Annotated in this window: 15 protein-coding genes; 5 read left to right on the top strand and 10 right to left on the bottom strand. The window is 70.4% G+C overall.

Annotated features, from left to right (window positions below; genetic code table 11):
• The first annotated feature begins 81 nt into the window (after positions 1 to 81).
• The gene (locus tag Ahu01nite_RS34485; RefSeq protein WP_203840902.1) at positions 82 to 1041 is read left to right on the top strand and encodes a hypothetical protein; all 960 of its coding nucleotides are present in this window, start codon (positions 82 to 84) and stop codon (positions 1039 to 1041) included.
• Between the two features lie 15 nt (positions 1042 to 1056).
• Here the strand turns inward: Ahu01nite_RS34485 and Ahu01nite_RS34480 are convergent, their stop codons facing one another.
• The 6 genes from Ahu01nite_RS34480 to Ahu01nite_RS34455 all read right to left on the bottom strand — a co-directional run bounded on the left by Ahu01nite_RS34480 (position 1057) and on the right by Ahu01nite_RS34455 (position 9963).
• Positions 1057 to 2223: a CobW family GTP-binding protein gene (locus tag Ahu01nite_RS34480; RefSeq protein ID WP_203840901.1), complete on the bottom strand. Its 1167-nt coding sequence runs from the start codon at positions 2221 to 2223 to the stop codon at positions 1057 to 1059.
• 104 nt (positions 2224 to 2327) lie between these two features.
• Positions 2328 to 4274, bottom strand: coding sequence for a M4 family metallopeptidase (locus Ahu01nite_RS34475; RefSeq protein ID WP_203840900.1), 1947 nt, complete (start codon positions 4272 to 4274; stop codon positions 2328 to 2330).
• A 147-nt stretch (positions 4275 to 4421) separates the two neighbouring features.
• Entirely contained in the window at positions 4422 to 5078 is a 657-nt protein-coding gene (locus tag Ahu01nite_RS34470; RefSeq protein ID WP_239159357.1) for a class I SAM-dependent methyltransferase, read from the bottom strand.
• A 4-nt stretch (positions 5079 to 5082) separates the two neighbouring features.
• Positions 5083 to 8247 carry a helicase HerA domain-containing protein gene (locus Ahu01nite_RS34465; RefSeq protein WP_203840899.1) on the bottom strand — a complete coding sequence of 1055 codons (3165 nt, stop codon included), beginning with the start codon at positions 8245 to 8247 and terminating at the stop codon, positions 5083 to 5085.
• Complete coding sequence (locus tag Ahu01nite_RS34460) at positions 8244 to 8924, bottom strand: hypothetical protein (RefSeq protein WP_203840898.1); 681 nt, start codon at positions 8922 to 8924, stop codon at positions 8244 to 8246. The genes Ahu01nite_RS34465 and Ahu01nite_RS34460 overlap by 4 nt, the downstream gene beginning before the upstream one ends.
• A complete protein-coding gene (locus Ahu01nite_RS34455; RefSeq protein ID WP_203840897.1) occupies positions 8917 to 9963 on the bottom strand; it encodes an endonuclease domain-containing protein in 1047 nt (348 codons plus the stop codon). The genes Ahu01nite_RS34460 and Ahu01nite_RS34455 overlap by 8 nt, the downstream gene beginning before the upstream one ends.
• 218 nt (positions 9964 to 10181) lie before the next feature.
• Here Ahu01nite_RS34455 and Ahu01nite_RS34450 point away from each other — a divergent pair, with 218 nt between their 5' ends.
• The 4 genes from Ahu01nite_RS34450 to Ahu01nite_RS34435 are packed head-to-tail and all read left to right on the top strand — an operon-like array spanning position 10182 to position 16144.
• Entirely contained in the window at positions 10182 to 10868 is a 687-nt protein-coding gene (locus Ahu01nite_RS34450) for a hypothetical protein (protein ID WP_239159356.1), read from the top strand.
• Positions 10865 to 12835, top strand: a complete 1971-nt coding sequence (locus tag Ahu01nite_RS34445) for an ATP-binding protein (RefSeq protein ID WP_203840896.1) — start codon at positions 10865 to 10867, stop codon at positions 12833 to 12835. Before Ahu01nite_RS34450 ends, Ahu01nite_RS34445 begins: the two co-directional genes overlap by 4 nt.
• A complete protein-coding gene (locus Ahu01nite_RS34440) occupies positions 12829 to 14652 on the top strand; it encodes a hypothetical protein (RefSeq protein ID WP_203840895.1) in 1824 nt (607 codons plus the stop codon). Before Ahu01nite_RS34445 ends, Ahu01nite_RS34440 begins: the two co-directional genes overlap by 7 nt.
• The gene (locus Ahu01nite_RS34435; RefSeq protein ID WP_203840894.1) at positions 14642 to 16144 is read left to right on the top strand and encodes a hypothetical protein; all 1503 of its coding nucleotides are present in this window, start codon (positions 14642 to 14644) and stop codon (positions 16142 to 16144) included. Before Ahu01nite_RS34440 ends, Ahu01nite_RS34435 begins: the two co-directional genes overlap by 11 nt.
• Here Ahu01nite_RS34435 and Ahu01nite_RS34430 read toward each other — a convergent pair.
• The 4 genes from Ahu01nite_RS34430 to Ahu01nite_RS34415 are packed head-to-tail and all read right to left on the bottom strand — an operon-like array spanning position 16141 to position 20029.
• Complete coding sequence (locus tag Ahu01nite_RS34430; protein WP_203840893.1) at positions 16141 to 16827, bottom strand: Crp/Fnr family transcriptional regulator; 687 nt, start codon at positions 16825 to 16827, stop codon at positions 16141 to 16143. The genes Ahu01nite_RS34435 and Ahu01nite_RS34430 overlap by 4 nt on opposite strands.
• 4 nt (positions 16828 to 16831) lie before the next feature.
• Positions 16832 to 18367 carry a hypothetical protein gene (locus tag Ahu01nite_RS34425; RefSeq protein ID WP_203840892.1) on the bottom strand — a complete coding sequence of 512 codons (1536 nt, stop codon included), beginning with the start codon at positions 18365 to 18367 and terminating at the stop codon, positions 16832 to 16834.
• Entirely contained in the window at positions 18364 to 19353 is a 990-nt protein-coding gene (locus Ahu01nite_RS34420; protein ID WP_203840891.1) for a protein phosphatase 2C domain-containing protein, read from the bottom strand. The genes Ahu01nite_RS34425 and Ahu01nite_RS34420 overlap by 4 nt, the downstream gene beginning before the upstream one ends.
• A gap of 1 nt (position 19354) precedes the next feature.
• Positions 19355 to 20029 carry a vWA domain-containing protein gene (locus Ahu01nite_RS34415; RefSeq protein ID WP_203840890.1) on the bottom strand — a complete coding sequence of 225 codons (675 nt, stop codon included), beginning with the start codon at positions 20027 to 20029 and terminating at the stop codon, positions 19355 to 19357.
• Positions 20030 to 20052 lie beyond the last annotated feature (23 nt).

Here is a 20052-nt window from a genome sequence, read left to right as displayed (position 1 = left end):
GATGAATGGCCCACCCCTTCAGGGGTGGGCCATTCTGCGTTTAGGTGCCGCACATTATTCAGAGACTAGGACGATAATCGCGTGACGACGGCCGTGTTCCCCGCGGTGACCCTGCCGGCCTGCGAGCCCGGTGCCGATCCGTCCGAGATGGCCGGTGCGGTCGCGGCGTGGGCGGCGTCGCCGGCGATGCGTGCTCTGGTGGCGGAATTCGGGCATACGGCGCCGTTCGACGGTCCGGTGGCCGAGCTGCTCGATGATCTGGAACGGTTCTCGGGCCGTCGTTGGGATTACCGGAACGGTCTCGAACGCCAGCAGGCGGTCGGCGAGTCCTTTCTCCCGTCTGCCGATGCGCTGATCCGCTCGGCGGCGGCCTCGCTCGGTCTGGCGGGTCGCCACTCGCCTCCGTTGCGGAAATACGACCACGTGCTGGTGCTGGGCGGCACCGTACGCACGATGGTCGCTCGCGCCGAGTTCGCTGCCAGGCTGCTGCGGGACGGGGTCAGTGTCTCCTCCGTCGTGGGACTCGGCAGCATGCGTCCGTTGAACGCGTCCACCGACGACATCCGCGATTTTGGCCTGCGCGACGGTCTCACCGAGGGCGACGCCGTGGACGAGGGGCTCCGCCGGGCGTTCGGCCTGAGCGCATCGCCGTCGATCCGCGACGGCGTGAACGCCGTCGAGCAGCCGTGGTGGATCCGCACGTACGCTGCGGCGTCGACGCCGATCCACGTGCTGGCTGCGCCCTCCACCGACCCGGGCCGGCGTGCCAATACCGTGGACACCCTGATCGGATGGGCCGGCATTGTCGAGCCTGAGCCCCGTACCCGTCGGCTGCTGCTGGTGACCTCGGATCTGTTCGTGCCCTTCCAGCACTGCGACGCGGTCCGGATCCTCGGTCTGGGCTTCGGCTGCGCGGTGGATACGGTCGGACTCGACACGGGGAGCAGTCGCTGGGTGGCGAAGCCTCGTACGTTCCAGATTCTGCAGGAGGTACGGTCGGCCGTTCGCTCGATGCAGACCCTGTATCGGTCGCTGAGCTGATCGGGGTGCCTGCTGTCACGCGGCGGGCGAGGAGACCAGGGGAATGACGTCGGCGAAGGGGTCTGGCAGGGTCTGCCAGGATTCCATTCCCTCGGCGAGTTCCTGGTCGGTGAGCAGGCAGTCGTTCAGGAGGGCGGTCAGCGCGGGGGCGTCCAGGCCGAGGCCCACGAACGACAGGACGGTGCGGCGGTCGCCGTAGTAGGGGTCCCACGTCAGGTCCGCGGCGAGCCGGCGCATGGGTGAGGCCTCGGGCCAGCGATCGCGGGGGAGCGCCGTCAGCCAGTGGCCCAGGTTGCCGAGCAGGAGGCCGCCGCCCGCGGATTCCCAGCTGATCGCGGTGGCGGGGCGGGTGGCGATCCAGAGCTGGCCGCGGCCGCGGACGGGCATGCCGGTCAGGTCGTCGAGGGCATCGTGCAGGCGGTCCGGGTGGAAGGGGCGGCGGGCCTCGAACAGGACGGCGTTGACGCCGTGGTCGCCGGCCGGGTCGTGCAGGCCGAGGGGGTAGCCCTCGAGGGCGCGGGCCGGGGTGGCGGGGACAGCGGGGTTGTGGCGGTCGCTGCGCAAAAGCTGGGCGGCCAGTTCCGTGCAGTTCACGGTGGGGGTGTCACCGACGCGTACCTGGGCTGCCCAGGGGGCCAGGCGGTGGAGCAGGGCGTCGTGCAGGTGGTCGGGGGTGCCCCAGACGACGATCGTGTCGGCGGACTCGATCTGGCGGGTGAGGACGTCGGCCACGCCGCGGTGGTCGTTGTCGGCGGCGTGCAGGTCGCGGTGGGTGAGCTCGTCCGTGGTGGTCAGGTCGTCGAGGAACGTTCCGGCCTCGACCACCGTGACGAACGAGTCGAAGTGGACGGTGGCCGTGCGGATCAGTTCCGGCTCGATGGCCGGGGGCAGGGCCAGGATGATGTCGCTGTCCGGTCGTTCCTGGCTCAGGCGCACGAGGGCGGGCAGGACGTCCTCGCGAACGGCGCAGGAGGCGCAGCCGTGGACCAGGTGCGTTTCCGCGGTTTCGAGGACTTCGGCGGCGGTGCGGATCGTGCGGCGGACCACTCCCTCGCGTACGGCGGAGAGGTCGTGGGTCAGCAGGACCAGGGACGGGTCCGTGACCAGTAACGCGCGGGCGACCGCAGCGGTCGCCGCGGAGGAGAAGCCGGCCAGGACGGTGACGCGGGGAGCGTGGGTCATGGGGTTATCTTATTGGAAACCATTTTCATTACAAGCAGGGGTCCCGATGGAAATGGGTGCGGGCCCGGCGCGAGTGCGCCGGGCCCGCGGAACTACGGGGTGGATCAGATGGTGAGCGACCAGCTGTTGAGGGTGCCGGTGTCGGACGAGTAGACGTCCTGCACGCTGAGCTTCCAGGTGCCGGTCCCCGTCTCGCTCGACAGGTTGGCCGTGTAGGTCGTGTTCACGTTGTCGGCGCTGTCCGAGCTGCTGCTGCTCTTCAGGGTGTAGCTGCTGCCGTCCGGTGCGATCAGGTTGATCTTCAGGTCACCGCGGTAGGTGTGGGTGATGTTGACCGCGACGGTCGAGGTCGACGACGCGGCGCGGGCGCAGACCAGGGCGATGCTGCTGGTGACCGCCGAGCCGGCGTCCGGGATGGAGACGGCGGTGGAGTTGGTGCCGGTGCAGGCACCCGACGGCGGTGCGGAGGTCGTCGGCGAGGCGGTCGGCGACGAGGTGGTGCCGCCGGTGCACGTCGGGTCGGCGGTCTGCGCCGGGACGCTGACGGCGGTCCAGGCGGCCTTGACCGTGTTGAACGTGACGCAGTTGTCGCTCGGGAAGAGCGTCTTGGCCGCGGTCAGCGTCCAGGTGCGGTACTTCAGGTACGACGAGCTGGACGTCTTGAGCAGCATCGCGTTGTACATGATCTTGATGGCGTTCTGGATGCCGACGCCGGTGACCGTGGTGCTGTTGCACGTGGTGCTGGCCGGCTGGCCGTTGCCGCTGGTGCCCTGGGCGAGCAGGTAGAACCAGTGGTTACCGGGGCCCGCGGCCGCGTGGACCTCGTCGCTCGGGGTGCTGCTGGAGTAGCAGTTGTCGTCGCCCGCGAGCGAGGGGTTGTACATGTAGCGGATCGGGCCGCTGCCGACGAGGTTGACCTCCTCGCCGACCTGGTAGTCGGGGGCGTCGTTCGGGTTGTTGGCGTACCACTCGGTCGCCGCGCCGAGCGTGTCGGCGACGAACTCCTGGGTGCCGTTGCCGGAGATGCCGCCGGGGGTGTTGTCGTCGATGCCGTGACCGAGCTCGTGGCCCACGACGTCCGCCGAGGCGATCCACTGACCGGCGGTGTTCTTGCCGATCTGGACCTGGGTGCCGTCGTAGTACGCGTTCTGGTCGTTCAGGCCGACGCGGATCGGCCACGCGCCGCCGCTGCCGTTCTGGCCGTTACGGCCGAGCCATGCCGAGAGCATCGCGGTCTGCTTCTGCGCGACGTAGAGCGCGTCGACGCAGCCGGTCTCCTTGCTGGTGCCGACGCCGGTGCCCCACACGTTGTCCGTGCCGGAGAACGTGGTGTTGGTCGAGGCGTCCTGGCAGCTCAGCGTCGTCTGGACCGGGTCCTTGAGGGAGTAGGTCGAGCCGGAGAGCGTGGTGTTGAGCGTGACCGCGCCGTTGATCCAGCCGGTGCCGGTGCCGCTCACGTCCGAGACATGCTCGGTGGTCTTGACGACCTTGCCGGTGAGGGCGTCCACGTCCACGGTGAGCCGGCTCGGGCCATCGGCGCCGACACCCGAGACGGTGGTCTGCCACACCAGCGACGCTTCCGCGTCCTCCGGGGCCAGGACGGCCAGCGCGGTGCCCTCGTCCTTGGTGACGGACTTGAGCTGCTTGGCCGCGGCGGCCGAGGCGGCCTCCTTGGTGACCTTCGGGGTGGTGGAGAGGCCGGTGATCGGGCGGCTCTGCGCGACCGAGGTGTACTTCTGGTTGCCGGCGGAGTCCGTCATCACCACGAAGTCGCCGCCGTCTACGTGCAGACCCTTGTACGTGCGCAGGTAGGGCACGTACTGCATGCCGGCGGAGGAGATCACCGGGCGCTGGACGAAGCCGTCGTCCGCACCGATGTGCAGGGCGCTCGGGCGGCTGGCGATCAGCGCCGAGGCCGACGAAGCGGCGTTGGCCTGCGCGGCGGCCGGACTCGGCGGCTGGGCCGTCGCCGGCCCGGCGACGACGACCGCGGCCGACGCGGCCGCGGTGCCGGCCGCCAGGGCGACGATGAGCGGGATTCGGGATTTCACTCGGTGCTCCTTCTCCGCCCGTGGGGTGTCGGGCGTGGTCGGACGTCCGGTGGACGGTGAGTCCTACCTCGATGACGTTGAGGTGACGCTAAGCATCGACGGACGTCACCGAATCAGGGAAAACCCTTGCCCTTGCCCCGGCCCCACTCACCCGGGCGTAATCTCCCCATTTCTCTGCACGATCAGATAGCTCTGCGGCGCGGTCTCCCGCTCGTCGGCGGGTCGGCCACCCCAGAACACCGTCGTGAAACCCGCCCCGGCGAGCCGGCTCTCCATCTCGTCGACGGACAGCCAGTACCGATCGAACTCCACCGAGCTGGCGCCGATGCGCCGCAGCGTGCCGTCCCCGGGCTTCCACGCGGTCACCAGGTAGCCGCCGGGCTGCACCACCCGGGCCAGCTCGCGGAACGCCACCGGCCGGTCGGCGGGTGCGAGGAAGATCAGCGAATACCAGCAGACCACCCCGGCGAGCGAGGCGTCCGCGAACGGCAGCGCACGCAGATCACCGACGTCGAACGTGGCGTCCGGGTGGTCACGCCGGGCCACCCGGACCATCTCGGGCGACAGATCAACCCCGTGCGGGCGAAGACCGAGCCCCATCAGGTACGGCGCGAGCCGGCCGGTCCCCGAACCGACGTCCGCGACATCGGCACCCAGCTCCGCGGCGAGAGTCAGCTCACCGAACAGGCTGAGCACCGACCGCTCGACGGGCATGTCCTCCAGCCAGCCGGCCAGATGCCCGACATAGAAATCCGCGAGGGCGTCGTGCGCTGTCCGTAACTCCTGCGTCTTGTCGTCATCCACGGGCTCATTCTGCGCGGGCCCGCTCCAGCACCTCCTCGGTCGTCAGCGGGCTCTTCGGGTGGTGGCTCAGGCACAGCGGTGTGCGTACCTTCGTGAAGGATTGACCTTCCAGGGCGATGTAGAACTCGCCGGTCCGAAGCTGAGAGATGCCGGGCACGTCACCGCCCTTGGCGCGAGCCATCTCCCGGGCCGACTCGATCTGGACGGGCGCGTTCATCAGGCCGTAGCTCTGCGTCGCCGCGTTGCCGGGGATCTGATTGTGCAGTCCCTTCGGGGACTGGGTCGCGAACACCAGGCCCAGGCCGTACTTGCGGGCCTGCGACGCCAGCGACAGGGTGCTGCGGGTACAGGCGGTCATCACCCCGGACGGCGCGAAGGTCTGCGCCTCGTCCATCACGAACAGGCCGCCCAGCGGGCGATCACCGGCGGGGTTCTTCTTGACCCAGGCGAACAACGCCATCTGCAGCTGATTCACAAAACTCTGCCGCTGGTCCTCACCCTGCAGACCGATCAGGCTGATTACGGAGACCCGGGCCCGTTTACCCGTACGCGGAGTGAGCAGTTCCCCCGGATCCACCGCCGTGCCGGCGCCCCCGAACAGCGGGTCTATCACCATCGCCGCCGTCAGAGCCTGCCCCAGCTCGGCGGCGACCTTGACCGCCCCCTCCCCGAGGCTGCTCACCGACTCCGGCAACTCGTCGAGCATCCCGATGAACCCACGCAGCGTCGTCTCCCGGTGCCGCCGCGCGTAATGGTCCAGCGCCTCCTTGAGCACGGCCCGGCCTCGCTCGGCCTTGACGGTGCTGCCACTTACCTTTGCGCGCGGGGCGAGCGTCGCCAGCGCCGAGTCGATCGCCGCCTCGAACTCGTCGGGATCGTCGATCAGCTCATGGAACGCGGGCAGCGGCTGGAAACTGATCGGGCGCCCCGCGGACCGGCGTGGGGTGTAGACCACGACGTCTGTGTTCTCGAGGTAGTCCCGGGCCTTCTCCGCGTCCCCCTCCGCCCAGCCAGCCGGTGGTTCCGGCCAGGCGTCGCCGAGCCGGGCCAGGTCGTTGTTGGGGTCCAGGACGATCGCGGAGACGCCCTGCAGCGCGCACTCCTCGATCACCCGGCGCAGCAGCACGGTCTTTCCCGACCCGGAGCCGGCAAAGATCGCCATGTGCTTGCGCAGCGCCTCCAGGCCAGCCATCACCGGCTGCCCGGTGTCGAACGAGGTGCCCAGGGAGAACCCCGGCCCGGCGAACACGGGTGGCTCCGGGTGCGGGGGCTCACGAGTGATGGCGGCGGGCTCGGGGTTTGTGGGCTCGGGGGCGACGGTGGGCTCGGCGGTGATGGTGGTGGCCAGGCCGGTGGTGGCGTCGGTCAGTGCTTCGGTCAGGAAGGCGATCGTGCGGGTCGGTCTGCGTGCCATCAGCCAGGCCGGGAGGTCGGGTGAGGACTTGGCGAGCAGGTCACGCAGGGCCCAGAGGGTACGCAGATCGTCGTCGCCGGCCGTCAGCCGCCGCCCGCCCGCCGCTTCGAACGCCGCTACCGCCTCCACGTTCTTCGGAGTCTGCGGCCACGCGGTGCCGCGCAGCACGAACACCCGGCGGTTGGCCACCCCGCCGGCCAGGCCCGCTTCGGTGCAGGCCTTGCGGAGCCGGTTGAGTACGGCGGTCGGGTGATACTCCGGGGAGATCCCGCGGAAACCCCAGTGCGACTCCTCCTCGGTCTCCTCGTTGATCGTCCGCCGCAGCCGGGCATGCAGCGCCGGCTTCGTACTGGGCGGCGGATCCTGCTCGAACGTCAGCCCCGCATCGCCGTGCTCGATGATCCACGCCTGCAGCCCGGCGGCGAGCAGGCCGGGTAACTCGGTGTCCTCGGCATCGCGGGTGAGGGCCCGCCCGATGTCCGCCGATGCCCTGAGCTGCTCGAACCGCCGGTCCATCTCGTCGAGACTGGACGCCGGGACTACCGGTGGCTCATAGGTAGGCACCTCATCGGAGACACTTAGGGTGGTCAGCTCGCGGACGACGCCTTTCTCGAGACAGAACGCGATGTGCGCGGCGACAGACTTCAGCAGCTCACGCGGCATGAAGTCGACCGCTTGGTCGAAGGCGTCATCGCGGATCGGCCAGGTGGCATAGGGCGGCTGGAAAGACATTGTGTGGAAGTGCTGCTCCAGCCGCTTAGCCACCAACGCGCGTGCTACCCCGGCACTGGGGATCCGGCCGAGGTTCTGCCGAGCCACGAAGCGGTCCTGCACCGCGGCGATCGCATACTTGCGGATCATCTCCCAGGTGGAGTGCTGGGCAGCGATCACGGTCAGCGTGCGGTGGGTCTTCTCGCGCAGATCCATCAGCCCGTTGGCGACGTGGTCGAGTGTCACCGAATCGCGGCTCTCCGACCTCTGATGGTTCTGCATCGCCTTCACCATCGGGGCCAACAGGCCGTCGATCTGGTCGATACCGATGACCGAGGGGCCAGTGAGGGCCAACAGCCAGGAGAGCTCGCTGACGATTCGTTCGGCGGGGTGCGCCCGTCGTAGCAGACCCCACGGAGCTCGTTCGCCTGGTTCGCACTCCTCGTCGGAGAGCAGGAAACCGTTGCCGACCTCGCTCGCCCGGTAATCGCCGGCGTTGAAGAGTGCCAGAGCACGGACCGTGTGCCGGCAATTGCTCGCCACTGAGGGGTCGAACTCATGTAGTGCCTTCACCAAGGCTTCTATGGCATCCCGGGTGAGTTCACCATCGCCGAGGATGGCCTGCCGGGCCTCGAAAGGCACACCGATGAGCAGGGTGAGCCGGCGCAGGAAGACCCGCAACTGTGTTTCATGACCCTCGACCTGACGCTTCAGTCCATCCAGCATGGAGTGGGCTACGTTCTGCCAGAACGGGACTCCCTCCACGAGACTGACCAGGAAGAAGTAGCCGTCCTGGCGCTGGACCTGTTCGCGGACCCAGCCGAGGAGATGAGTCTTACCGGACCCCCGGGGGCCCTGGACCACGAGACCGAGTGGGCTCGCGGAGGTGCTTTCCCTGGCGTCGCCGATTGCATCGAGGACCGCGTCGGCCACGTCGCGGTGCAGGGTGTCGACGTGGAACTCCGATCGGCGCCAGACATCGTCGCGGGTGGGCGCGAAGCTGATCCGCAGACCGGTGAGCGCCTTGAGCCCGGTATCCGTCATAGCGACTCGATCGCCAGCACATGCTGAGGCCGGGACCCTATGGAAATGGCGGCGTCGCGGTCGCGGGGGGTCAAAGCCTTCTGGTTGGTCTCTTCCTCGATGCGGACGCCGGGGATGCGGGCCATCAGGCGCAGGACGCCGTCGAGGTCGGTGCGGTGGAGCTCGGTGAGGTGGTCGCGGAGGTCGGCGAGGCCGATCCAGCTGCCCGCGGGGTCGGCGATCTTCTTGTACGCGCGCCGGACGAGCAGCTCGATCACGTCGGCGGGGACCGGTTCGGCGGTTGCGGGTGGTTCCGGGGTGTGGGGATGGTCCGTGGAGGGCTGGCCGCCGAAGATGTTTGCCAGGCTGTGGGTGGTGCTGGACAGGTAGCGGTCGAGGCCGTGCAGGATCGAGTAGAGGGCCTGGCCGGGGGTGTTGCCGGCGGGGATCTCGGTGCTGGTCAATTCGTCGCGGCACCAGGCCCAGCCGGCCTCGCCGAGGGTGAAGAAGTAGGCGCCGCGGTCACCCTTGCGGCACTCGATCAATTTGGCATCGACGAGTTTGATTCTGCTTTTGCCGGTGAGCTGCAGGCCTGCCGAGAATTGTGTCTTGATTTCGGGGTTGGACAGTTCGGCGTTCTCGGCCATCAGGATCAGAAGTAATGATCGTTCGGGGAGGGTGAGTTTCAGGTCAGGCATGAGGGGCCCTTTCATGATTTTCGGCACGGCGGCCGTCGAGGAGTTGTCTTATCTGGGACAGGACCAGGTCGTGGTGCTGGGTGATCTGGCTGTTCGTGAAGCGCAGGACGGTGTATCCGGCGAGGTGCAGCAGGACGTCGCGCTGGCGGTCCGCGGCGAACTGGGCGGGCTGGCGGTGCTCCGGGCCGTCGATCTCGACGATGCAGCGCTCGCGGCTCCAGAGCAGGTCGAGGCGGACCGGGCTGGTCAGCGGGTGGACCTGGTAGGGCTGGTTCCATTGCCGGCCGGTGGCCCAGGGCGCGGTGCTCAGGGCGGTCTCCAGTAGTTGCTCGGCGTGGCTCGCCGGGTGCGGGCGGCCCGCGATCGGCGGGTAGCTGACGCTGCCGGCCGGGGTGGGGACCTCGGTGGGATCGCCGGCCAGCAGGGCCGTGCGGCCGGGGGTGCTGAAGGGGATGGTCTCCACTGTGTCGGCGGAGCTCAGCGGGGCGCCGGTGAACCAGACGCCGAACCCGCCGGCGTCGCAGAACCAGCGGGCCGCGGTGACCAGGGCCTGCTCAGCGGGGACGGGGAGGGCGACGGGTACGCGTACGAGCAGGGCGGTCCGGTCCCGGTCGAAGCTGGCGGCGATGACCCTGGCGAGACCCGCCGCCCGGATCTCGGCGCTGAGCCTGCCACCGGGCCGGGCCTGCCGGGACAGCGCTCGCTCGGCCAGATCGGCCAGGAACGGCCCGTAGTGCCCGCGCTGCTCGGCGGCACGCAGTGCCATCGACCGGGCCGCCGCGGCTCCGGCTCCCGCCGCGCCGTCGAGCCGCCGCGCCTCGGGGAGCCACGCCGGGAACAGCTCGCGGGCGGTGCGGTCGAGCTGGGCCAGCAGCGCCTCGATGATCTGCGCGGGCCGCTCCTCGGCACCGGCGGCGTACGTGATGATCGCCGGTGCGCCCGGCGACAACACCTCGATCGACAGGGCCAGGGTGCCCGCTTGCGGACCTGTCAGGCCGATGGGCCGGTCCAGAGGAAGATCTGTCCAGGCTTGCGCCACGAAATATCCCTCACACGTCATGGGTGAGTCGATTTTGCGGTGGCTTCAACCGGAAGACAAGGACGATTCCGGTGCCCGATGCCGCCGATCGTGTGAAAAGACCAGCCGGAATATCCGACCGCCATCGTGGACGAACTGTTATGGCACTCGCGGCCGGTTCAGAGGTAAATGCGCAGGGGTGTGGCGGCCGGGTGGATTTGTTTTCTAGAATGCGGCGCGTGTCCACGACCAGGGTCGATGGAAAACCCGAAACCAGCCGCGGGCAGGACGCGATCCGAATCCTGCTCATCATCACCGCAGCCGCCGAGCCGCTGCCGCCCGAGCCTGCGGGTGGTCCCGCGCCGGCCGACGCGGTCGCCGTCCTCCACAGCCAGGTACGCCTGCAGAAACTCGACTTCTGGGTTCGCAACCCGGAGTACTTCGCCAACGAGCTGCTGGCGGAGTACGAGCAGACCGGCGACGTCACGTTCCTCGACCAGGCGACCGCGATCCTGGAGTCCGACGAGCCACAGGTCCGGCGGTACCCGATGCTGCGCTACCTCTTCGGGGCCTACGAGCCGCTGGACGACGCGCTCGCCGTGCTGCGCAGTGCCGGGCTCGTGGTGCGCCGCAAACGCGGAACCGAGGCCCGGGTCCACCGGCACGACTATTACCTGACGCGCCCGGGGCGTGCGGCCGCCGACCGGATCGTGCGAGAGGCACCGGTGTTCGGGTACTACGTGCGGCGTACCCGGCTCGTCGCCCGGTTCGCCGAGGGCCAGGGCGGCACGCGCCTGAAGGAACGGCAGTACGAGCAGGACGAGTACCGGAACACGGTGATCGGTGACCGCATTGGGTCGATCGCCGAGCGGGTCCGGGAGAGGCTGCGCCGCCTTGCCGTGCCCGTGGGGGTGAGCACGCCGTGAGCGGTGAGGAGCTCGCGACCCGGGTCGCCGTGGCTACCGGGCTGGCGGTGCCCGCCGTCGAGCGGGTGTTCCGTGATCAGGGATTCGGCCCGGCGCTGACCGATTCGCTGCCCCGCTCCGTCCAGCTGCGCAGGCTGCGGATAGCCGGGGACCGGTCGGTCGAGCCACGGGGGCTGTTCGACCGCGACATCGTGTTCGGCCCGGGCCTGACCGTTCTGGCGGCGGACAACCTGCGCGGCAAGACCAGCGTGCTCGAGCTGATCACCTGGTGCCTGCGCGGATCGCCGCGCGGCAACCTGCAGGGTGTCGTCCGCAGCTGGCTGAGCCGGCTCGACTGCGACGCGGTGATCGGCGGGCGGCCGCTCGGCTTCCGGTTGTCCATCAGGGACGGTGAGCTGGTCGAGGGCCGGGTGCTGTCCGGGCCCGACCCGGAACGGCTCGCCCGCGCCGACACCGCCCAGCCGGGGGAGATCGTCGAGATCGTGCACGCGACGACACCGGCCACGTTCGCGGACCGGGTCGAGAAGCTCATGATGGAGCTGCTGCACTTGGAGGAGCTGGAGTCGTCGTCCAGCCGCGCCGCCGCGGGCAGGGCGACGTACGGCTGGCCCGCCTATTACGGCGCCCTCTACCTGCCACCGGGAGGTGATCCGGCGCTGCTCGGTGACACGGTCATGGGCGGGATCGCGGGCCGGTTGCTGCAGGTGTTCCTCGACCTTCCTGGCGCGGCGTTGCTCACACGGCTCAGGACCGCCCGGGACCAGATGGAGGAGGCGGCGCGGGCCGCGGACAGCGACGCGGCGAGGACGCGGCGGCTGATGGAGACCCAGCGGAATGCGGTGCTGGTGCAGCTGGGCTCCGCGCGTACTGAAATGGCGCAGCTGCGGAAACCGCCGCAGGCCGCGGCCCTGCTCGACGAGGTCTCCACCCGGACCGGGAAAGCGGTTGCCGCCGAGGCGAGCCTGCGTGAGGCGCGGGAGACCTGCGAAGCGCTGCGGTGGCAGCGGCAGCAGGACGAGAAGCTGCTCAACGACCTGCTCGAGGAGCACAGCGCAGGGCTGTTCTTCCACGGTCTCGACCCGGCGGCGTGCCCCCGGTGCGAGCATCCGATCCGACCCGAACGGCGCGCCGCTGAGCGGGAGCACGGGATCTGCGCGGTCTGCGCCGAGCCCGTTGACGCCGGCGAGCCGGACCGTGACGACGTGGGGATGGCCGAGGAGGAGGCGCGCTGGCGGTTGAAGGCCAGCCGGCAGGCCGAGGAACTGGCATCGGCACACCGTGAGGAGACCGCGGCCTACGCCGCCGACCGGCGGGCCGCTCTCGCCGAGGCTGAACACGACCTCGCCACCCTGCGGGACGGCGGGTATGAGCGGCGCCGAGCGGAACTCCGGGACCTGGTGGCCCGGCTGGAAGGCGCCGCGAGCGCGTGGGACGCGTTGCCGGGGCCACCGGACCGACGGCGCGACGACGTACGCGTGGTGCTCGACGCCGCCGTGGAGCTGCTCGCGGGGGACCAGGCCGCGGCAGGCGAGGAGCTGTTCGACGAGCTGAACACCGACATCGCGGCGCTGGCGCGTACGTTCGGCTTCCGCAATCTCGACCGGGTCGCCGTCGACAGGTCAGGGCGGATCCAGGTCTACAAGACCGGCGGGCCGCAGGAATGGTTCAAGAACCAGTCGCCGGGTGAACGGCTGCGGCTGCGGATCGCCGTAGTCGTGGCGTTGCTGCGCCGCGGGCAGCGACGCGGTGTCGCCACCCACCCCGGCCTGTTGCTGATCGACAGCCCGCGCTCCGAGGAGGTGCAGGACGACGACGCGGCCGCGTTGCTGACGGCCCTGGAGCAGCTTTGCGCCGGCACACGTGGGTTGCAGATCCTTGTCACCACCGTCGACGAGCCTCTCGTGCGCCGGGCGCTGACCGGCTCGACGATCATCACGGCGCCGGGGCCCGGCGAGCCGCTGTGGTGACTCCGGACGAACTCGACGAGGACGGGGTCACCGAGGTCCTGGAGGGAATCGCCGGGCAACGGAGCATGCTCGAGCTGCTCGACACGACCGATGTGTTGCTGGGGTCGGGTGCTTTCGTCCGGGCGTACGGTGCGCGGTTGCATTCTTGTCTTCTCCGTGGACATGACCTGTGCGTCGCGACGAACCCGATCCTCGCGACGGCCTTCGCCGAGGGTGCGCTCCGTCTAGCCGTCGCGGGGCACGGCAAGGCGTTGCGCACGTTGACGCTCCTGACCCCGGACAGGGTGACCGACCTCGACCCGGACTATGCCGAGCGCCTTCCCCGGCTCGTCGGCGCCGCTCTTGATGTGTGGGGGCTCGACCGCACGATCGGCCAGGATCTGCGTGCCACGCTCACCGCGCTGCGCGGCGTGCCGGAGGCTGCTGACGCGGCGGCGTACGAGTGCGGCCTCGACCAGCTTCGCCAGGTGACCGTGGCCCGTGCGGGCGACCCGGAACCGGCGCTGGCCGAGGCGCGGCGCACGTTCGCGGAATCCGAGGACGGGGCGCTCTACGGGGCCGGTCTGGACGCGGTGCTGGCCTTCTTCCACGGCGATCCCGCCGGGGTGCGTTCCGCGCGGGAAGTCGTGAGTGACGAGTTGGGCCGGCAGGCCGGGGCATTGCGGAACAGTCACGTACCCCGGTGGCGGCAGCCCAGGATCGAGGCGGCGTACGCGTGGGCCCGCCTCGTCGCGATCCTGGAAAGGGCCGCGCCACCGATCACCGAACCGGCGTGGCTGAACGCCTGGGACGCGCTCGACGCCGTGCTGGACGCCTATGTGCTGGAACGCGCCGTGCTCCCGGTCGCCGGGGTCGTCGACCCGGACGGCTTCCCCCGGCTCGTCCGCCCGGCGATCGAGACCGCCCTCAGCCGCCGGCAGACGGTGCTCGGCCAGCTCCGGTACGCGGTGATCGTCGCGGAGGCCTCGCCCGAGCCGCCCGCGCGGACGGCGGAGCTGCGCATGTTGCGTGACCGGATCGACGCGCTGGCAACGACCACCGCGCCACCCGCCGAGCCGGATCGCCAGGTCCGTGACCGGCTTCTCACCGAGTCACCGGCACTGGTTCAGGAGCTGGGGTCGGCGGTCGCCGCGGCCGTCGCCGACCGGCTGAACGCCACCACCCTGCGGTTTATGGAACGCTCCGTCGACGCCGCCGCGGCCGAACTCGTCGTGGACGTCGAACGTTCGCTGGGCGCGGAGGAGCCGGCCGGCGGGGACCTCGTCTACGTCGTCGCGGCCGGCCTGCAGGAATCCGCCGGCCGGACGAACCCCGAGCGGATGAACCTGCGCGCGGACCTCTACCGGATCCTCGAGGACGCGTGCCGCTCCGCGCGGCTGGACTGGGACACGATCGAGCGGCTGGATCGCGGCGACAGTGTGGTGCTGCTGGTGCCGTCGGGCGGCGGCAGCGGGATCCTGCTGGCCGGTCCGCTCATCCGCGACCTCGAATGGGAGCTCGGCAACCACGCCAGGAAATACCAGGAGCGGCACCGGATGCGGTTGCGGGTCGCCGTGGCGCTCGGGCTGTGCCACCGCGACGACCAGGGATGGCTCGGCGAACCCGTCGACGAGGCCGTCCGGCTGATGAACGACCCCGCCACCCGTGCCGGACTGATGGCAGACGACACCCGCGCGCTGGTGTATGTCGCGTCGCGGACCTTCCACGACGTGGTTGTCCGTCAGAACTACCGGCAGGTCGAACGGGACGCGTTCGTGCCGCTGCCGGGCGCCGAACCGGCGTGGGTTCTGATCCGAGGGGAGCGACATGCCGGCTGACCGGATCGCCAGGGAGACGCTCGGGACGCTGGCGACGACGCTCGGATCGGGTGGGCAGGGGACCGTCTATCTGGTGCCGGGGGCGCCGCCGTGGGCGTACAAGGAATATGCGGCCCTGCACCTGGCGGAACTCAACGAGCAGGCCCTGACCGGGATGGTCCGGTTTCTCGCCGCGGTGCCGCCGCGTGACGCCGCCCTGGTGGGGGAGCGAGCCGCCTGGCCGACGGCGGTGGTCGTGCGTGACGGCCGGGTCGTCGGTTTCACGATGCCCTGCGTCCCGCCGCGTTTCCAGGTCCGGATGCGTTTCCCTAGCGGCCACCGGATGAAGCTCGCCCAGGTGCAGTTGCTGCTCAACGACGATGCCTTCCTCGCGGCCCGTGAGCTGGCTGTCGATGACCGGCTCCGCCTGGAGATCCTGCGGGACATCGCAGAGACATTGGAGACGTTCCACCGCCTCGGGGTGGTGGTCGGTGACCTGTCACCCAACAACCTGTTCTTCAGCCTGGCCGGGCGTCCACGGTGTTTCTTCATCGACTGCGACGCGATGCGGCTGCGGGGCGCGACGGTGCTCGCACAGGCGGACACCCCGGACTGGGAGACGCTGCCGGGCGAACCGCAGGCGACGCCGGCCTCGGACGTCTACAAGTTCGGCCTGCTGTGCGCGCGGCTGTTCGCCGGTGACCAGAGCACCACCGACACCACCGCCGTGCGCCGCGCCGGAATTGCCGTGCACGCCCTCACCGTCCGGAGCCTGGCGGGCGGCCCGGCAAGCCGTCCGCCCATGCGGGACTGGTGCCGGGCATTGGAGGCCTTGCGGGTTCCCGCGCAGCCCGTGGTTCCTGCCGGCCCGGGACCGGCCGCCCGTGCTGCGCGGTCGGCGGGGCGCTGGACCGGGCGGCGGGTGCGGGGCATGCGGCCGGGAAAAATCATCCGGTACGCGCTGCTCCTCACGCTGCTCGCGTTCTGCGCACCGCAGGTGTCCTCCTGCGCCGGGTTCGTGCGCGCCGCCCTCGACACGATGCGCAGCAACACCACCGAGCAGACCGCTGCTGAGCAGGCGAACGGCTTTACGCAGTTGCTTGCTGGGTCGGGGCGTGACCGGGAGCGGGTCATTGCTGCGGTGACTGACGTCAAGGAGTGCCGGAAGCTGTCGGCCGCTGCGTCCGATCTGCGTGGCGCGGCGACTGCTCGCGGGGCTGCGCTGGAGCGCGCGGGTGCGTTGCAGGCCGGGTTGCTGCCCGGGGGCGTTGAGCTCAAGTCTGAGCTGCTGAGTGCGCTGAGCCATTCACAGGCCGCGGATGACGCGTACGCGCGGTGGGCGGCCGAGGCTGATGACAGGGGCTGCGGGTCCGCGGTGATGAAGGGTGCCGACCGGGCCGAGGGGGATGCCGAGTCGAAGAAGGCCACCGCGGCGAAGAAGCGTGTCGCGGAGCTGTGGAACCCGATCGCCCGGCAGTATGGGTATCCCAACCGGACCTATCTGCAGATCTAGGGGTTGTTGCGGGCGATGGTGCGGAGCGCGTCCAGCGAGTGCAGGAGCATCGTGCGGCGGCCCGTGACGATGATGCCGTCTGTTCGCCAGCCTTCCAGGATGCGGCCGAGGGTGCGTTTTGAGGTGAGGATCAGGCCGGCCAGGTCCTCCTGTGACAACGGTAGGTCGATCAGGACGCCGCCGCCGTCGACCTGCAGGCCGTAGCGTTTGGCGAGGTGGAGCAGGAGGGCGGCGAAGCGCTGTGGGACCGCCTCCGAGCCGGCCGCCGAGCGGTAGCGGTCCGCCTCGCGGAGCCGCATGGAGACTGTTCGGTGCAGGATCGCCGCGGCCGTGGGGTGGCGGCGCAGGAACGGGGTGAAGCGGTCGGCGGGCAGCAGGAGGCCCTCCACCGCGCTGAGGGCCGAGACCGTGGCGGATCGGCGGCCGCCGTCGAGGCCGGCGAGTTCGCCCACGAGTTCGCCGGCGTCGCGGAGGCCGAGGATGGTCTGGTAGCCGTGGCGGCCGGTGGCGGAGATCTTCACGCAGCCGTCCATCACGACGAAGGCGAAGTCGGTCCGTTCGCCCTCGCGGATGACGACGGTCTCCGGGTGGTAGTCGTTGCGGGTGCCCATCTCGCGGAGCTCGGCGCGGTGCTGGTCGGTCAGGGCGTACCAGAAGGGTTCTGCCGGGTGACCGGGTGTCATCCGCTCAGCATGCCTGGTGCTGGGCTTCTCTGGCTCGCAGGATCCGGTAGCCCGCCGCGGCGGAGCCGGTGAGGCGGTAGGTGATGGACCATTGGGTGCAGGTCTGCTCGGTGTCAGGTTTCGGGCCATAACCGGCCTCCTGTTCGCTGATGAACCGGACCGCGGCCAGGGTCTCGCCGCCGGCCGGGACGACGGAGTCCACAGTGGCTTCGCGGTCGGTGGTGGTCGACATGGAGTCGATGAACGCGTTGCGCTGCTTGGTCGAGCCGGGGTCCACGACGCCGGCGGGGTCGTAGAACGCCAGTGCGGCGGGCCAGTCCCGGACGTTGATCGCCTCGAAGTACTGGGCGAACGTCTGTGCCACGGCCACGCCCTCCGGGTCGCCGGAAACCGCGTCGTAGGAGACGATGCCGCTCGCCGCTGCCGTCACGACGGGCTCCGGAACGTAGGTCGTTTCCGCAGTCTCAGGCGTCGTGAAAGTCGTCTCGGCGGCCGTCGGGAGTGCCGCCGGGCGCTCGTGGTCCTGGCCGACCAATGCCACGGTGACGCCCACCGACGCGAGGATCACCAGCGCGAACGCCATGGCTAGCTTGAGCCGGCGTTTCGGCGGCGCGGCAGGGGGCGGCGGGAGGAGCGGAGCCGGAGCAGGGGGCAGGGTGCGTACCGGGACCCCTGTTGTCAGGCCCGGGGTCGCGGCCGCCCGCAACGCCGGGAGCCAGTCGGCGGGGGCCGGCCGTTCCGCGGGGACCAGCGACTGGCTGCGCTGTGCGAGCTCACCCAGGTCCGGTGAGATCGCGGTCAGCGCCGCCGGGTCGCGGGCGGACTGGTCGCGGGCGAACAGCCGGATCGCCAGCAGCCCGAATTTGTACGCGTCCGAGGCCGGCGTGGCCAGCGGCTCCGGCGCCGGGACCTCCCAGTCCGGGGTCTCGGCCTGATCGAGCACCGAGTCGCCGCGCAACCGCATGGCGTCGCAGTCGAGGAAGAAGCATGCCGGTTCCTCGGCGAGGTGGAACAGCAGGTTGTTCGGCGACAGGTCCCCGACGACGACCTCGAGCGCGTGGAAGCGGGCCAGGGTCTCCGCCAGCGCCGCCAGCAGCAGCAACCGTTTGCGGTCGTCGACCGGGATCGCCATCTTGGCCAGATAGTCGTCCGGGTTGAGCAGGAACTGCAGCCCCGCCGGGCGGCGCTGCCGGGCGCCGTCCCTTGGGGGGAGCAGCAGCTCGAAGTCGGAGGGGATGCGCCGCATCAGGAAACCGCGGACCAGGCCGTCGTGCCACACAACCGCGGCCGGCCACGCCGCCTGGTGGCAGAGCCAGCGCCCGTCCTCCGGCGCCAGCTCCTCCACGAAGGACACCATCCGGCTCAACTGGGTGGCGTCGAGCCCGGCGATGACCTCACCCTCGTACTCCTTGTAGACCGCGGGCCAGGCCTGGTTGATCCGGACCGCGTCCGTGGCCCAGACCCGGCCCTGACCGCCCTTGCCGATCTCCTTCAGATCGCGCAGCGCCGCCCGGTCGAGGCCCTCGACGGTGCTGGTCATCGCGGTTGCTCGGCGTCGTCCCGCGGCCAGATCGCCAGCAGGGTCCGGTCGTCGTCGAACGTCTCCCGGGAGAAATCCAGGTCGTAGGCGAACGACAGCGGGGGACTCGGCCGGCGCAGCGCGGCGGCGAAGTAGGTGCCGACGTCGCCGCTCCCGTCACCGAGCGGATCACCGAAGCCGTCGGTGCCCACCAGAAGCACCCCGCCGGGATCCAGCGGGCCGCCACGCGGCGTCACGTGCGGCACCCGCGGCAGCGCCGTCACCGCCGAGCTGAAGACCTCGTCGTCGGCGGAGAACTTCGCGTCGAGCAGGCACCTGTACGAGCGGCCGTGCAGAATCCACGCACTGCTGTCACCCACCTGGATCATCTTCGCCATCGGGCCGGAGCGCGTCGGCAGGACCAGACCGGCGACCAGCGTCGTGGCGACCTCGCGCTCCGCCTCCTCCGGATCGAGCGCCGGGACGCCCAGCACGGCGCGGGCCTGCTCGATCAGCTGCCACGCGGTCTGGCGCACGACGTTCTGCCAGTCCACCGGCGTGCCCTGGGTCAGGTCGGCGAGGATCTGCGTGACCGCCGCGCGGCAGGCCGAGGTCGCCCCGATGTGCGAGTGGGGCGCCGCGGACACGCCGTCGGCGACCGCGAACACCACGGCACCGGTCGGCTGGTGATGGCTGACCGCGACGTCGTCCTGTCGCGGCGTACCCCGGAAACGGTGGGTGTAGCCGCGCACCGACGCGACCCTGACCGTGAAGTGGTCGGTCGACCATCCGTCCGCGATCGAGTCCGGGCGGTAGGACGCGGAGTCCGCCGGTTTCGGTTCAAAATCGGTGATGGGTACGCCGATCTCGCGAGCCTCCCAGATCAGCTTCCGCGCCCGTCGTGGCGCGTGCACGCTCTCCGCCCGGTAGACGGTGCCGTTCGTGGCGGCGTGCCGGGCCTCGTCCGCGGACGGCCAGTCCTCGGCGGGAAACGGGTCGGCGGTCACCTCAGACCACATCGATCGCCATGCGGAAACCGGCCGGCTGCTGCACGACGAGCTCCGGCTGCGCGGACCCGAGCGCGCGGCCCGACTCGACGATGCTCTTCGTGAGCGCGGTGCAGAACTGGGCGATCGCCGCGCCGAGATCCACGCCGCCCATCGCGACGAAGCCGTACTCCTGCTGCGTGGCGACCTGCACGATCGTGGCGGCCTCCACCTGCCCGATGCCGCACGCGATGATGTTCGGCGCACCGGGCGTGCGGTTGCGGTCGACGAGCAGCTCGTACGCGTCGAGCCAGCTCTCGTCGGTCGGCTGGCCGTCGCTGAGGAAGAACACGGCGGGGCGGTGCACGGCGTACCCCTCCGCCTTGAGGGCCTGAACGTCCTGGGGGATCCGCCGGTGCAGTGTCGTGAACGCCGCGTGGTAACTCGTGCGGCCGCGGGCGTAGAGGGCGGGCAGTTCGTTCTCGCGGCGCAGGTCCGCGAGCCGCAGCCGCTCGTGCACGTCGTCGGCGAAACCGAGGATGGAGAACCGCACCTTCGCCGCCGCCATCGGCTCACCGAGCAGGGCCTCGTGCAGGGCGGCCAGCCCCCGGTTCAGATCCTGGATGTACGGGCCCATCGACCCGGACTCGTCCGCCAGCACGTACACCGGCAGCAGATTGCCCCTGGTTCCGGTCATGTCAGCCTCTCTTTGTCGGGATG

The sequence above is a fragment of the Winogradskya humida genome (assembly GCF_016862215.1).
GTDB lineage: Bacteria > Actinomycetota > Actinomycetes > Mycobacteriales > Micromonosporaceae > Actinoplanes > Actinoplanes humidus.
This window is presented reverse-complemented; position numbering and strand designations above follow the sequence as displayed.

Coding starts and splice junctions, on each gene's coding strand:
- Ahu01nite_RS34480 (WP_203840901.1), bottom strand. CDS start 2,223: ATGACCCACGCTCCCCGCGTCACCGTCCTGGCCGGCTTCTCCTCCGCG.
- Ahu01nite_RS34435 (WP_203840894.1), top strand. CDS start 14,642: ATGCCGGCTGACCGGATCGCCAGGGAGACGCTCGGGACGCTGGCGACG.
- Ahu01nite_RS34415 (WP_203840890.1), bottom strand. CDS start 20,029: ATGACCGGAACCAGGGGCAATCTGCTGCCGGTGTACGTGCTGGCGGAC.
- Ahu01nite_RS34460 (WP_203840898.1), bottom strand. CDS start 8,924: ATGCCTGACCTGAAACTCACCCTCCCCGAACGATCATTACTTCTGATC.
- Ahu01nite_RS34430 (WP_203840893.1), bottom strand. CDS start 16,827: ATGACACCCGGTCACCCGGCAGAACCCTTCTGGTACGCCCTGACCGAC.
- Ahu01nite_RS34465 (WP_203840899.1), bottom strand. CDS start 8,247: ATGACGGATACCGGGCTCAAGGCGCTCACCGGTCTGCGGATCAGCTTC.
- Ahu01nite_RS34425 (WP_203840892.1), bottom strand. CDS start 18,367: ATGACCAGCACCGTCGAGGGCCTCGACCGGGCGGCGCTGCGCGATCTG.